The organism is Nocardia sp. NPDC023852 (assembly GCF_040639505.1).
Taxonomy (GTDB): domain Bacteria; phylum Actinomycetota; class Actinomycetes; order Mycobacteriales; family Mycobacteriaceae; genus Nocardia.
Genome location: NZ_JBFAAB010000006.1, coordinates 1 through 13551, shown reverse-complemented (window position 1 = coordinate 13551; position 13551 = coordinate 1). Strand labels below are relative to the sequence as shown.

The following is a 13551-nucleotide window of genomic DNA, read 5'->3' as shown; positions in this document are numbered from 1 at the left end:
ACCTCGAACACGCATCAGAGCCCGCCCATCGAAATAGTTATCTTTCGGCAATTTAAGCATCGGCGCAGGAGGCACCCTACCCGAGGGCGTTATCACGTGTCGCATCCCCTTGGGGCCCTGCGTGTCACAAGCTCTTCGAAATAAGGTTTGCGCAGGTGGATGCCATTAGTTGGCCGTGGCCGGGCTATCTATCCCTCGGACCGGCAGTGGAACCCTGGGCTCCGGGTGGGCCTCGGGGGACGATCCAATCAGGGCCGACCGACGATGATCGCCGTGGCCCTGAAGTTCTCAGCCGCTCTTCGGCATTCGGCACGTTACCGCCGAATCGCGCCGAGACCCCACGCAACTCGTCGTTACGGGCCCGTGATGCCCTCTGGCTCGAGTGATCGCGGTTCGCCGTGGGTCAGCGGCGCACACCTTTTGCGGGAAACCGGGTTTCGGCGTCATGGCGATACACCGGCGTGAGCAAATCGGCCTCCAACGGCTCGCCGGTGGCCCGGTCGAACCGGCAGGTGACCAGCACAGAGAACAGGTGTGTGCTCGCACGCTCGTGCAGGGTTGCCAGACGGGTGGCGAGCAGCCGTATGGCGCCGAGCGATCCGGGCGGATGCATGCCGTCGATCATCAATACGCTGCCACGCCCATCGGGTCTGGGCAGCCTGGCCAGATAGGCGATGTCGTGCGGTTCCGGCCCGCCGGGCCGGTACACCCGGCGTGCCGCCCGGTCTTCGATGCCCCGGCGAGTGTCGCCTGCCCTGGCCACCGCGCGCCGCAGCCGCGGATCGGCGGTGATCAGCTGGCGCAGGCTGGGGGAGAGTTCCGGGCCACCCAACACGATCAACCCGTTGCGCTTCAGGTCGATCAGGCGGCCGGGTAGGAAGTGTTCGATCGTGACGGTGAAGCCGAGTTCGCGGAGTAGTTCGGCAAGACGGTGCGGCGCAGCCGGGTCCGGCGCACCGACTACCCGCCCGGCCCGCACCTCCGGGACCAGAACGGTGAGCGAACCGTGCCCGAAGAACAGCCCCTCCGGCGATGGTCCCTGCGTACTCACCTGATGGATCCGGGCGCGGGAAAGCCCCGCCGCCGCACCGATTCTGGCGAACGTCCAGCCATCGGCATGGAGCTCCCTGATCACGGCACGGCGAATCCTGGTCAGTTCGTTGATGGTCTGCTGGGCCGCCGCCACCCCGTCGGTGGCCGCCTTCAGTCGCTCGACCCTGTCCTCGATCGCGAACACGCGCGCCACGTCATCGGCCGACATGTGCGAAGTCTAGACAGCTGAACTGGTCATGGTGTCTAGACTTCTTGACAGATCAGGTGGCGTCCGTGTCGATCGGCGGACGTTCGTTGCGCTCCAACGGCTTATCGACCTCAGGCATCGGATAGTTGGGCATTCCGCTGTTCGTGCTGTACAGGTCCTTTTTGTCGAGCAGCGTGCCTTCCCAATCCTTGAACAGCGAATCGTCGCCGTTGAGAAGGTGTTTGGTCACCATCCCGCGCGGAGTCATACCGCGCAGTTCGTTCAGGTCGGCCAGCGGCTTGCGTAGATCCTCGAACTCGGGACCGAGCTCCTGCTTCAGCTGTGAGGTCGCACCACTGGCATAGTCGCGCACCTGGCGCAGGCTGCGAGTGGTCCACCGCACCGCACCGGGCAGGCGCTCCGGTCCGAGAATCACTAGGGCGGCGACGAGCAGAATGACCATTTCGCTCCAGCCGATGTTGCTGAACACGTAATCAGGCTACCCGGGAGTCCGACCAGCGGGTCAGTCGGATTCCAGCGTGACCGGCACGTCCACCTGTCGCCCATCACGGATCAAGACCACGTTCACCGTCTCTCCGATCTTGCGCGACTGCACCGCGACGACCAGCTCCTCCGGGCCGGTCACCTCGCGATCGCCGATCTTCACAATGACGTCGCCCTCGACGATCCCTGCCTTGGCCGCAGGGCTGCCGGGTGCTACATCGGCCACTTCCGCGCCGCTCGTCGTCTCATTCGCCACCTGTTTGGTGCGCGGGCTGATGCCCAGTCTCGGATGATGAATCACACCATCGCGGATCAGAGTCTGGGCAACTTGGGTCATCATGTCTACCGGGATGGCGAAGCCGAGACCGACCGATCCACCGGTCTCGCTGCGAATGGCGGAGTTGATACCGATGACTCGGCCCTCCATGTCCACCAGTGCGCCACCGGAGTTACCCGGGTTGATCGACGCGTCCGTCTGCACGGCGTCGATCACGGCGTTCGTGTCGCTGCCCTCGCCCTGCAACTTCACCGGGCGGTGCAGCGCGCTGACGATGCCGGAGGTGACCGTCTTGCTCAGTCCTAGGGGCGAGCCGATAGCCAAGACATCGTCGCCGACCTGGACGTCGCCGGACTTACCCAGCTTGGCGACAGTGAGATTCTTCACATCGACCTTCAGCACCGCGAGGTCGGTCTTCGGGTCGCGGCCGACGGTCTGAGCGGGCACCCGGGTGCCGTCGGAGAACTGGACCTGGATCGTGGCGCGATTGCTCTTGTCCTGCGCGGCCATCGAGATGACGTGGTTGTTCGTGACGACGTAGCCTCCGCCGTCGATCACCACACCGGACCCGGTGGCGCCATTGTCGCCGACGGTGACCCGGATCGAAACGACCGAGGGCAATACAGCGTTCGCGACCTGCGCGATCAGTCCGTGCGGACGGTCGACATCGCTGCTCTGCTCCAAGGCGACCTTGCGCGAGGTGAGCGTGGAAGCCGTCTCCGCGGTCAGCCTGCCGACCAGACCGCCGAGCAGGCCGATCACGAGCGCGACGAGCGCGAGCAGAGCCAGCGCCTTGGGTGCGACCCGGGACCCGAACAGCACCTGGCGTGCGGTGAGCTTCTCGGCCTGGGGCAGCGGCTGTGGTGTGGGCGTCGGCACCGCGGGCGCGCCGAGGCGCACGGCGGCATCGGGATCACGCCACGGATCAGCCGGCCCCGCGACTGGGGCTGTGCTGTCGGCGGCGTCGGGATCGCGCTGCAGCAGCTCGCTGGAACCTTCGGGGCGGCCGAACGCCTCCGCGAGCACCGCGTCCGGGGGGCGGTTGTGCAGTTCCGGGCCCACCTGCGGTGCCGCACCCGCGGTGCGGATCGGCAGAGGATCGGCGAACGAACCGGACAGGCCCGACGGCCTGCGGAAGGCGCGTGCGGTGTGCGTGTCGACATGGGGCCGGTAGACCGGGCGCGGACCGAGCACGGGCGCGTCCGATGGACGGAGATTCCCGCGGTTGGCCGCCGAATCCGAGGTGTCGGCCGATCCGGAATTCGTAGATTCGGTGGTCACTCGGGAAACTCTACTTCCGCCACCATGTTGTCCACCGGGTCGCGGTGAACGAATCGGTCAGAAAGCCGAAAACCGCCTCGTTGCGCGGGGTCCCGTCGGAACCCGAGGCGGGGGTCCGCCCGTTGCTCGCGCCACCCGGCAGTTCGGCGAGGGGAATCCTGGTCAGACTGTCGTGCAGCCCGGTGGGTATCGCGACATGGCCCGCATGGCGCAACGCGATGCGCGCCTGTTGCTGTGCGTCGACTTCCGCCGCACATTCGGGGCACAGAGACAGATGCTGGGCGGCACGCAGATAGGCGTTCATCCGCAACTCGCCATCCACATAGGCCGCGATCGCCTCGCTCGCCAGATGCTCGGTGGGGCTGAAACGAGGCGGACGACGACCGGCCGTACTGGAGTCGCCACTCATTCGGTGCTCACCCTTTCAACCGACATCATCCGATTTGTTGGGCAATGCCGGCTTCCGACGGATCACCCGATGTTGTTCGCTTCAGCGGCGAACCGCTGCTCACTTCCATTATGCGCAAGGTAGTCGCGCAGTGCCTGGCGCCCACGGTGAATCCGACTGCGCACGGTGCCCAGTTTCACGCCGAGCGTAGCGCCGATCTCCTCGTAGGACAGCCCTTCGATGTCACACAGCACGACGGCGGCGCGGAACTCGGGTGCCAGCGAATCCAGCGCGGATTGCAGGTCGGGATCCAGCCGGGCATCGTGGTACGCCTGCTCGGGGCCCGGGCCCTCAGCGGGCACGCGGTCGTAGTCCTCGGGCAGCGCTTCCATCCTGATCCGGTTGCGTCTGCGAACCATGTCCAGGAACAGGTTGGTGGTGATGCGGTGCAGCCAGCCCTCGAAGGTGCCCGGCTGGTAGTTCGACAGCGAGCGAAACACCCGGATGAACGTCTCCTGGGTGAGGTCGTCGGCGTCCTGGGCGTCGCCGGAGAGTCGGTAGGCTAGGCGGTAGACCCGATCGGCATGCTCGCGGACCAGCTCGTCCCAGGACGGCATGGCCGACCGGTCACCGGTGGCATCGAAGGCAGCAGTACCGCTCAGCTCGACGGACTCGACGGACTCGGTGGAATCCTCGGAGGCCTCGGCTTCGATCGGCAGGATCTGCTCGGGCAGGGTGGCGTACTGGTGCGCCGCATCGACCATGTGGATGGAGCTACCTCCTACTAGGGACCGCAAACGTCGGAACTCGCGGTGGCCCGGATCTATGGACCGTCGCGTACGGATACAACCGACGACCTGTATGTCGTTGTTCCCGCGTCCCGTGTTAGACACGGTCGGTGGTCTTGCGTTGCCCATACTCTCTCCTGTCCTGATATGGCCGGGGTATGGAGATCCTGAGGGACACCTGAGAAAATTGGCCGCGAGAATGGCGGGCGGCGCGTGTTGTACGGAACGCCGAGACCAGCCGCCCGGCGTTAGCCTCATACCCGTGGCATCGAATCTGGAGCGAAATCTCGCCTACGTGGAGCAATCCGTCGTGGAAGACGAGATCCTCGTCAGTGCGCGCGAACGGGCCACCGAACTCGGCGTGGCACCCGTGCCGCCTTCGGTGGGGGCGCTGCTGAGTATCTACGCACAGTTGCTCGGGGCACGTGCCGTAGTGGAGGTGGGCACCGGCGCGGGCATCAGCGGGCTGTGGCTGCTCGACGGTATGCGCGAGGACGGAACGCTGACCACCATCGATTCCGAGCCGGAGCACCAGCGCGCGGCCAGGGAGGCGTTCCGCGCCGCCGAGATCCCGCCCGCACGGACCCGGCTGATCAACGGACGCGCGCTCGATGTGCTGCCGCGCCTGGCCGACGGCGCCTACGATCTGGTCTTCATCGACGCGGCGCCGCTGGAGCATCCGGAGTATGTCGCCCAAGCGGTGCGGCTGCTGCGTGACGGCGGGGCCATCGTGCTGCACAATGCGCTGCTCGGCGGACGGGTTCCTGACACGGCGCAACGCGATCCGGCAACACAGGCCGTGCGCGCGGCCACCCGCGCCATCGCAGAGCACCCCGAACTCACCAGCGTGCTGATCCCGGTCGGGGACGGATTGCTCTGCGCCTCACGTGGTTAGCGATTCACGCCATGTTCGATACGAGCTGATTTCATAGCCGAATCGCGGGTACCCGCTGGGAAACAAGTCAGCGAGGTTGTCAAAATGCGTGAACTCGATGCCGTCGAGGTTGTTTACATGGGTGATGTCGTCGTGGAGCGACGATCGAGTTGGCTGCGGCCGACCGTAATCGCCTTCCTGTTCGTAATCCTGGGTGCTGTTCTGGTGCTGCTCGTGGTCAGCAATGCCGATTTCGACAGCGGACCTCCGAAAGTTACTCCGACACAGGGGCCATGCGAGCCATTCTGCACGCAGACTGTCGCGCCGCCGGGACCGTAAGCCGCCTTCGAACGCCCGCCTCCGAGATCGGGTGTACACGCAGGCTCGAAGGGCCGATCCCGTCGCTTCTGCACTTTTCATCAGGCCGTGATCGGCCAACCCATCGAATACCCCGACACGCGCCGGCTGTCCGGCGCATTCTTCAGGAAGCATGCGCGAACGAGGTACTAGCGGGTTGATCCTCCGAGCGAGGCATCCGGAAGAAGGTGCAGTGTGGTGATGTTCCTCTGGGACGACGACGAGCGCCGCCCCCGCCCGATCCACTGGGGTCGGACGATGGTAGCCCTCGCCGGAGTGCTTCTGTTGGCGGTGCTGGCGGTATATCTGGTCAGCACAGCCGATTTCGGCACCTCGAAGACGACCGTGCCGCGCACGCCGGGCCCATGCGCACCGTTCTGCACCGGAGCCCCCGCCCCAGACCCGGGCGAGCCCTGATCACGCTCGCCACGCAACCATTGATTTCGCAAGGATATGGGTGACTCGTCGGGCACACCCAGAACTCGAGCGGCACCCGCGTATGGCCTGAACGCAAATCCCGCGTCACCTCTGACTGGTACGGCCTGAAGACCCAGAGAGGCGGGCCGGCGGACCAGTCCTAGACCCACACGCCCTTGCCCACCGTGACCACGCCGCCGTTGCTCACGGCGAACCGGCTGCGGTCGCGTTCCAGGTCCACCCCGATGATCTCGCCCTCACTGACCACCACGTTCTTGTCCAGAATGGCGTGCCGCACCACCGCGCCGCGCCCGATGCGGACACCGGGCATGAGCACGCAGCCTTCCACGGTGGCGCCGTCGTCGACCATGACATTGAAACTGAGCACCGAATTGCGTACGGTGGCCGCGGACAGGATGCTGCCCGCGGCGACGATGCACTCCTGCGCCAACCCGCCCTGGGCGAATTTGGCCGGCGGCCAGTTCTCGACCGCGCCACGGAGCGGCCAGTGCCGGTTGTAGAGGTTGAACACCGGGTGCACCGAGACCAGATCCATGTGCGCGTCGTAGAACGCGTCGATCGTTCCTACATCGCGCCAGTAGCCGCGGTCGCGTTCGGTGGCGCCGGGCACGTCGTTGTGGGCGAAGTCGTAGACGCCCGCCTGGCCCGCGGCAACCAGCGACGGGATGATGTCGCCGCCCATGTCGTGGTCGGAGTCGGAGTTGTCCGCGTCCGCCTTGATCGAATCCACAAGCACCTTGGTGGTGAAGACGTAATTGCCCATAGACGCGAATGTGACGTTCGGGTCGTCGGGGGTGCCCGGCGGGTGCGCAGGCTTCTCCAGGAACTGGGTGATCCGGCCCGAGTCGTCGGTATCGATGCAGCCGAACGCGCTCGCCTCGCTGCGTGGCACCCGGATGCCCGCCACGGTCACGCCCGCCCCGGAGTCGATGTGATGGCGCACCATCTGCTCCGGATCCATCCGATAGACGTGATCGGCGCCGAACACCACGATGTAGTCCGGGTCCTCGTCGTAGATCAGGTTCAGCGACTGCATGATCGCATCCGCGCTACCGGTGTACCAGCGTGGCCCGAGCCGCTGCTGCGCAGGAACCGGGGTGATGTACTCGCCCGCGAAGCCGGACAGCCGCCAGGTTTGCGAGATGTGCCGGTCCAGCGAGTGCGACTTGTACTGGGTGAGCACGCACAGCCGCAGAAAACCCGCGTTGACCAGATTGCTGAGCACGAAGTCGATGAGGCGATAGGCGCCGCCGAACGGGACCGCTGGTTTGGCGCGGTCCGCCGTGAGTGGAAAGAGTCGCTTGCCCTCGCCACCGGCGAGCACGATCCCGAGTACGTGCGGCTGGCTCCTCACACCTGCCAAACTACCGGGTAAAGCGCCCGGGAGTGGCCTCAGCCGAACCGAACGTCTACTTTGAACCGGTGAGTTTCGGCACTTACGGTGGGCACTCGGCGGTGGATTCCGGCGAGCGGGACCGGCTTCGGGTCGCAATGCTGACCCGCGAGTATCCGCCCGAGGTGTACGGCGGAGCCGGGGTACACGTAACGCAGTTGACCGCGCGTTTGCGCGAGCTGTGCGAAGTGACCGTGCACTGCATGGGCGTCGCACGCACTGACGCCGTAGTACACCAACCGGATCCGGCGCTGCACGCCGCCAACACCGCGTTGCGGATGATGTCCGCGCAGCTGCGGATGGCCGATGCCGCGGGCGAGTTCGACGTGGTGCACTCGCACACCTGGTACACCGGCCTGGCGGGGCACCTGGCCGCGACGCTCTACGGGATCCCGCACGTCTTGACCGCGCATTCGCTGGAACCGCGCAGGCCATGGAAGGCCGAGCAGCTCGGCGGGGGCTACCGGCTCTCGTCCTGGTCGGAACGTACCGCCGTCGAACACGCCGACGCCCTCATCGCGGTGAGCGAGGGCATGCGCCGTGACGTGCTCGACGCCTACCCGGCCGTCGACCCGGATCGGGTACACGTTGTGCACAACGGCATCGACGGGAGCATCTGGCATCCGGAGCAGGGGGCAGCGGGCACATCGTCGGTACTCGATACGCTCGGCGTGCGCACCGACCAGCCCATCGTGGCGTTCGTCGGCCGCATCACGCGGCAGAAGGGCGTCAGCCATCTGCTGGCCGCCGCCAGGGACTTCAACCGCGACATCCAGCTCGTGCTGTGCGCGGGCGCCCCTGACACGCCGGAGTTGGCGCAGGAGGTCGCCGCCGCGGTGGACGAGTTGCGGCGGCGGCGTGGCAACGTGTACTGGGTTCGCGAGATGCTGCCGACCGAGCAGATCCGCCAAATCCTAGCGGCCGCGGCCGTGTTCGTGTGCCCGTCGGTTTACGAGCCGCTCGGCATCGTGAACCTGGAGGCGATGGCTTGCGCGACCGCGGTGGTCGCCTCCGACGTCGGCGGCATTCCCGAGGTGGTCGAGGACGGCCGCAACGGACGGCTGGTGCATTACGACGCGGGCGCCGCCGAGGACTATGAGCGCGACCTGGCCGCCGCCGTCAACGAGGTCGCCTGCGATCCCGGGCTGGCCGCCGAGTTCGGCGCGGCGGGCCGCGCGCGGGCGGTCTCCGAGTTCGACTGGGGGCAGGTTGCGGCGCGCACCATCGAGGTCTACGACAAGATCCGAAGGATGTGACTCCGCGCCGGGAGCGGCGCGGTCACGACACCGGGCGGTAGGTGCCCACGGCAACCGACGCGGTCACCTCGACGGTATCCGGCAGATTCGCCAGGCGCGCGTCCGCGCCGGCCGCGTGATGCGCGGACGGTCCCATGCCCACCACGTTCGCGACCTCGCTCCGGCCGAGTTTCATCGGATACTCGACAAGTGCGCTCTCGACCGCCTCGAAGTGACCCGACAGCGCGGCCTCGAGCCTGCGATCCTTGTCCGGGTCCACCCGCACCATGTCCAGCGGCCCGATCAACTCGCCCAGGTGGCGTTCGGTGGGTGTGGCGACGACGAAACGGCCGTGGTCGCCGAGCACCCGGGCTACCTCGCCGGGATTGCGTGGCGCGAAGACGGAGAGGACGCCGTCGAGCACGCCGTCGCGGATCGGCAACCCGCGCCATGCGTCTGCCAGCACAGCCGCGGCGCGCGGGTGGGCGCGGGCGCACCGCCGGACGGCGGGCTTGGCCACGTCCAGGGCGATGCCGACAGCCGGAGGGGCGGCGTCGAGCACATGGGCGAGGTAGTAGCCCGTGCCCGCGCCGACTTCCAGCACCGCACCGTCGGGTCGTCGGGTCGCCGTGACGGCGCGAGCCACCACATCGACGATCGGCGCGAAGTGCCCCCCGCTCTGGAAAGCGGCGCGCGCGTCCAGCATGGCCGCGGTGTCACCGGTCATTTTGCTCGACGCGCCGGTCTGGAGGCTGACATAGCCCTGCCGTGCGACGTCGAAGCTGTGCCCTCGCCCGCAGCGCAGCGCCCGATCGCGCGATTCGAGCATGAGCGCCGAGGCATCCTCGTGCGACCGCGGCGAACGCACGCATTCGGGACAGGCCAGCAGACCGGCCACCGCGGCGAGGGCCGGGTGTTCAGCTGGTGACACTCAGCTGGTGACGCTCTTCAGTTCGTCACCCAGCGCCGCTGCCTCGTCCGGCGTGAGTTCGACGACCAGCCGCCCGCCACCCTCGAGTGGAACCCGCATGACAATTCCACGCCCTTCCTTGGTTGCCTCGAGGGGACCGTCCCCGGTGCGGGGCTTCATGGCCGCCATCCTCTGCTCCCTCCAGATCTGCGCGGTCTGCTGCGCACTTTCTTGGAACTCCAGTTGTCACCAACTAGTGAGCTCGCCGGCATTTGGCGAGCTACACCCGTCCCATTCTTCCCTATCGCGGATGTGGACGGATACCTGAGTTCAAAAAGTGACCGGTCGGCCCGGGTCCGGCAGGTCACTGCCCACCCAGCAATCGGCCAGGTGATCGTCGACCATTCCAGTCGCCTGCATCAGCGCGTAAGCGGTGGTAGGTCCGACGAATCGGAACCCGCGCCGTTTCAATTCTTTTGCCAGAGCCAAGGATTCGGTGGTGCTGGTGGGCACGTCCGCGCCGGTGCGCGGCCGCGGTCGCGGCGGCGGTGCGAATGACCAGAGCAGTTCGTCCAGTCCGATGTCGAGCGTGCGGGCGACCCTGGCGTTCGCGATGGCGGCCTCGATCTTGAGCCGATTGCGAACGATGCCCGCGTCGGCCAGCAGCCTGGCGACGTCGGCGTCACCGAACTCCGCGACGCGCTCGATCGAGAACCCGGCGAACGCCGCGCGGAACGCGGGCCGTTTCCGCAGGATGGTAATCCAGGACAGCCCCGACTGAAACGCCTCCAGACACAGCCGCTCGAACAGGGCGTCGTCGCCGTGCAGCGGCATGCCCCACTCGTAATCGTGGTAATCCCGGTACAGTTCGGACTCCAGCGGCCACGCGCACCGAATTCGGCCGTCGTCGGCGGGTGCGCTCATTTCGACTCCGGCGCGACCGGTGTCTGCCATCTGATGGCCTGCGCCTCGGCCATTTGGCGCTGAAGTTCGTCGATCCTGGCGGCCAGCCTGGCCAGCGCCCAGTCCACCTCTGCGGCCTTGTACCCCCGCACCACCTGCTGAAAGCGCAGCGCGCGTACGTCCGCTCCGGTGATTCCCTCAGCGGGCAGCAGCGTGGCCGTCGTTCCCTCCGGCAACGGCCCCAACTCCTCGGACCGCCCGAAGACCGCACTGGCAAGCAGGAACAGCACCGCGGCGACCAAGCCGACGATCAGCACGTACAGCAGTATCGTGAGCATGCTGGAATTTTTCCAGCGCCTGCGGCGCTGGGTGTTCGCGGCCCCCTGTTGGCTCGTGTCCGAGCGACCGCCGCTGGCGACTTCGTCGCGGCCGCGACGGCCGCTCGGACGCGAGCCGGGCCGCGAACGGGCAATGGAAGGTCTCGCTTCGCTCGGAAGCGGGAGTGGGCCGATGTGTTGCATCAGGCGTGTGCGCGGTGGTTCGGCCTGTTTCTGCGTGCTGCGCAGGCCGTTATCCCTCGCAAACTGCTCGGTGTCGCTTTGCTCGGGGGTGCGGCCGATGCGGTCGGTGGGAAGGTAGCTGAGTGGTTGTTCGGTAGCCGTGGACGGATGGATGGCTGCCAGCTAGCTGTATGACGCCGCGAACACACAGTGCCGCAGGTGCCGCGAATCAAGCACGGGTTGTATCGATGCCGAGCGACATGCCCGCGAGGCCGCGGCGGCGGACGGCGAGTTTGTCGGCGACATCCTGCAGCGCCTTCGCGGCCGGGTTGTCGGGATCGCGCAGCACGATCGGGGTGCCCTCGTCGCCCGACTCACGCAGTGCCTGTTCGATCGGGATCTGACCGAGCAGCGGCACGTTCGCGCCGACGGCGCGGGTCAGCCGGTCGGCGACGGCTTGGCCACCGCCGGAGCCGTACAGGTCCATCCGGGTCCCGTCCGGCAGGTCCAGCCAGGACATGTTCTCCACCACGCCCGCGATCCGCTGACGGGTTTGCAGAGCGATTGCTCCCGCGCGCTCGGCCACCTCCGCGGCGGCTGGCTGCGGAGTGGTGACGACCAGGATCTCCGCGTTCGGGATCAGCTGCGCGATGGAGATGGCGACGTCGCCGGTGCCTGGCGGCAGGTCGAGCAGCAGGATGTCCAGGTCACCCCAGAACACGTCGGCGAGGAATTGTTGCAACGCTCGGTGCAACATCGGCCCGCGCCACACCACAGGGGTGTTGCCCTTGGTGAACTGCGCGATCGAAATCAGCTTCACGTCGTGCGCGACCGGCGGCATGATCATCCGCTCGACCTGGGTCGGCCTGGCGTCGGTGCCGAGCATGCGCGGGATCGAGTGCCCGTAGATATCGGCGTCCAGCACGCCCACCGAGAGGCCGCGCGCGGCCATGGCGGCGGCGAGGTTCACCGTGACACTGGATTTTCCGACGCCGCCCTTGCCCGACGCGACCGCGTAGACGCGGGTCAGCGAGCCGGGCTGGGCGAACGGGATAACCGGGTCGGCCGAGTCGCCGCGCAATTGCTTGCGCAGATCGGTGCGCTGCTCGTCGCTCATCACGTCGAGTTCGACGGTCACCGCGCCGGCACCTGGCACGTCGGCGATGGCCCTGGTGACTCGCTGCGTGATCTCGGTGCGCAGCGGGCAGCCCGCCGTCGTCAGGTAGATCTCCACGTGGACATTGCTGTCGGCGCCGATCGCGACGCTTTTCACCATGCCCAGCTCGGTGATCGGCCTGCGGATTTCCGGGTCGTCGACCTTCGCGAGTGCGCCCCGCACATCCGATTCCGTAACCAATGGCATGGCAGGAATTTTAGGCGTGTCAAATTCTGGGCAGGTCTCCGGGCCGGGGTGCGACCCCGGTGCCGTAGGAGGTTTCCCAGGCCATGACGTTCGCGACGTAGGCCATGGAGTGGTTGTACCGCAGGATCGCGCGCGACTGTTGGGCCAGGTCGCGCATGTTCAATCCGCCTTCACACAGGTATTTTCCCGCGGTCAGGGCGGCGTCGAAAAGATTCTGCGGATCGGCGATGCCGTCGCCGTTGCCGTCGGCGGCGTAGCGCTTCCAGGTTTGCGGCAGGAACTGCATCGGGCCGATCGCGCGGTCGTATCCGGCCAGGCCGTCCAGCGCACCGTCGTCGGAGTCGCGGACGACGTGGTTGCCGGCCAGCGATCCGTCCAGCACCGGGCCGTAGACCGGGGTCAGCGGATTGCCGTCGGAGTCGGCCTTGCCGCCGAACGCGTGCGTCGACTCGACCCGGCCGATGCCCGCCAGCAGCGACCACGGCATCCCACACACCGGGTTCTCCGCGGCCAGAACACGTTCGGCGTTCTGATAGGCCGCGACAGCCACGCCGGGTACACCGACCGGCCCGGCCGGCAACGCGGCGAGTTGCCTTCCGTTCGGCAGCGCAACGGTTTTCACCACCGGCGCCACGGTGGGCGCGGGCTTCGCCATTGCGTGAGCGACGAATTCACCCGTCGCGACGGGTTCCGCGATGGTCCGGGGTCTGGCGCCCTGCACGTCCTGATCGGCTCCCGGTGCCTGAACCACGGACGCGGACGCGGTCACGCTGCCCACATCGGACGCGGCCGTGACGGCCACGAGTCCAGCGGGAACCAATCCGGTCAATGCGATAACGGAGCTCCGTCTGGCAGTGGCAGGCGGCTGTTTTCGATGACGTCCCACGGTGCGGTGACCCTCCAATGGCTCGTCGTGAGCCCTTCGCGATGGACGAAGGAAGGTTACCGCATTCGAGATTGTTTTGTTACTGCTTCGTGATCAGCTGTGGGTTTAGGTCACATTTGGGGGTGTGGGTAGGGGGATGACGATGCCGAAGGGGAGGGTGATGCCGGGTGGTGGGGTGGGTGTGGGTGGGGTGGATTCTGCGGGTTCGACGGGT

16 protein-coding genes are annotated in these 13551 nt (G+C 67.1%); 4 read left to right on the top strand and 12 right to left on the bottom strand.

The features are described from left to right. Positions 1–403: 403 nt before the first annotated feature. The 5 genes from AB0H00_RS12760 to sigE form a co-directional block, all read right to left on the bottom strand. The gene (locus AB0H00_RS12760; RefSeq protein ID WP_357265130.1) at positions 404–1261 is read right to left on the bottom strand and encodes a hypothetical protein; all 858 of its coding nucleotides are present in this window, start codon (positions 1259–1261) and stop codon (positions 404–406) included. 52 nt (positions 1262–1313) lie between these two features. Then, a complete protein-coding gene (gene tatB, locus AB0H00_RS12755) occupies positions 1314–1730 on the bottom strand; it encodes a Sec-independent protein translocase protein TatB (RefSeq protein WP_357265128.1) in 417 nt (138 codons plus the stop codon). Positions 1731–1763: 33 nt separating this feature from the next. After that, on the bottom strand, positions 1764–3302 hold the full coding sequence (locus tag AB0H00_RS12750; protein ID WP_357265126.1) for a trypsin-like peptidase domain-containing protein: 1539 nt from the start codon (positions 3300–3302) through the stop codon (positions 1764–1766). 10 nt (positions 3303–3312) lie between these two features. Next, complete coding sequence (locus AB0H00_RS12745; protein WP_357265124.1) at positions 3313–3711, bottom strand: hypothetical protein; 399 nt, start codon at positions 3709–3711, stop codon at positions 3313–3315. Positions 3712–3773: 62 nt separating this feature from the next. After that, the gene (sigE, locus tag AB0H00_RS12740; RefSeq protein WP_357265537.1) at positions 3774–4409 is read right to left on the bottom strand and encodes an RNA polymerase sigma factor SigE; all 636 of its coding nucleotides are present in this window, start codon (positions 4407–4409) and stop codon (positions 3774–3776) included. 325 nt (positions 4410–4734) lie between these two features. On the opposite strand from sigE, the gene AB0H00_RS12735 reads away from it, so the two are divergent. The 3 genes from AB0H00_RS12735 (at position 4735) to AB0H00_RS12725 (ending at position 6126) form a co-directional block, all read left to right on the top strand. After that, a complete protein-coding gene (locus AB0H00_RS12735) occupies positions 4735–5373 on the top strand; it encodes an O-methyltransferase (RefSeq protein ID WP_357265535.1) in 639 nt (212 codons plus the stop codon). An 84-nt stretch (positions 5374–5457) separates the two neighbouring features. Beyond that, positions 5458–5691 carry a hypothetical protein gene (locus AB0H00_RS12730; RefSeq protein ID WP_357265122.1) on the top strand — a complete coding sequence of 78 codons (234 nt, stop codon included), beginning with the start codon at positions 5458–5460 and terminating at the stop codon, positions 5689–5691. Positions 5692–5904: 213 nt separating this feature from the next. Further along, complete coding sequence (locus AB0H00_RS12725) at positions 5905–6126, top strand: hypothetical protein (RefSeq protein ID WP_357265120.1); 222 nt, start codon at positions 5905–5907, stop codon at positions 6124–6126. Between the two features lie 160 nt (positions 6127–6286). On the opposite strand, the gene glgC is transcribed toward AB0H00_RS12725, so the two are convergent. Continuing rightward, positions 6287–7501, bottom strand: a complete 1215-nt coding sequence (gene glgC / locus AB0H00_RS12720; RefSeq protein ID WP_357265118.1) for a glucose-1-phosphate adenylyltransferase — start codon at positions 7499–7501, stop codon at positions 6287–6289. Between the two features lie 137 nt (positions 7502–7638). Here glgC and glgA point away from each other — a divergent pair, with 137 nt between their 5' ends. Further along, positions 7639–8796: a glycogen synthase gene (gene glgA / locus AB0H00_RS12715; RefSeq protein WP_357265533.1), complete on the top strand. Its 1158-nt coding sequence runs from the start codon at positions 7639–7641 to the stop codon at positions 8794–8796. Positions 8797–8818: 22 nt separating this feature from the next. On the opposite strand, the gene AB0H00_RS12710 is transcribed toward glgA, so the two are convergent. The 6 genes from AB0H00_RS12710 to AB0H00_RS12685 all read right to left on the bottom strand — a co-directional run bounded on the left by AB0H00_RS12710 (position 8819) and on the right by AB0H00_RS12685 (position 13337). Next, positions 8819–9604, bottom strand: coding sequence for a methyltransferase domain-containing protein (locus AB0H00_RS12710; protein WP_357265531.1), 786 nt, complete (start codon positions 9602–9604; stop codon positions 8819–8821). 102 nt (positions 9605–9706) lie between these two features. Then, entirely contained in the window at positions 9707–9874 is a 168-nt protein-coding gene (locus AB0H00_RS12705) for a DUF3117 domain-containing protein (protein WP_011211259.1), read from the bottom strand. A 141-nt stretch (positions 9875–10015) separates the two neighbouring features. Continuing rightward, positions 10016–10609 (bottom strand): DNA-3-methyladenine glycosylase I, encoded by a 594-nt coding sequence (locus tag AB0H00_RS12700; protein WP_357265116.1) that lies wholly within the window; start codon positions 10607–10609, stop codon positions 10016–10018. Next, positions 10606–10926 carry a DivIVA domain-containing protein gene (locus AB0H00_RS12695; protein ID WP_357265115.1) on the bottom strand — a complete coding sequence of 107 codons (321 nt, stop codon included), beginning with the start codon at positions 10924–10926 and terminating at the stop codon, positions 10606–10608. Before AB0H00_RS12695 ends, AB0H00_RS12700 begins: the two co-directional genes overlap by 4 nt. A gap of 391 nt (positions 10927–11317) precedes the next feature. Continuing rightward, positions 11318–12451, bottom strand: a complete 1134-nt coding sequence (locus AB0H00_RS12690) for a P-loop NTPase (protein ID WP_357265113.1) — start codon at positions 12449–12451, stop codon at positions 11318–11320. Between the two features lie 19 nt (positions 12452–12470). Further along, positions 12471–13337: a lytic murein transglycosylase gene (locus AB0H00_RS12685; protein ID WP_357265111.1), complete on the bottom strand. Its 867-nt coding sequence runs from the start codon at positions 13335–13337 to the stop codon at positions 12471–12473. Positions 13338–13551: the final 214 nt, after the last annotated feature.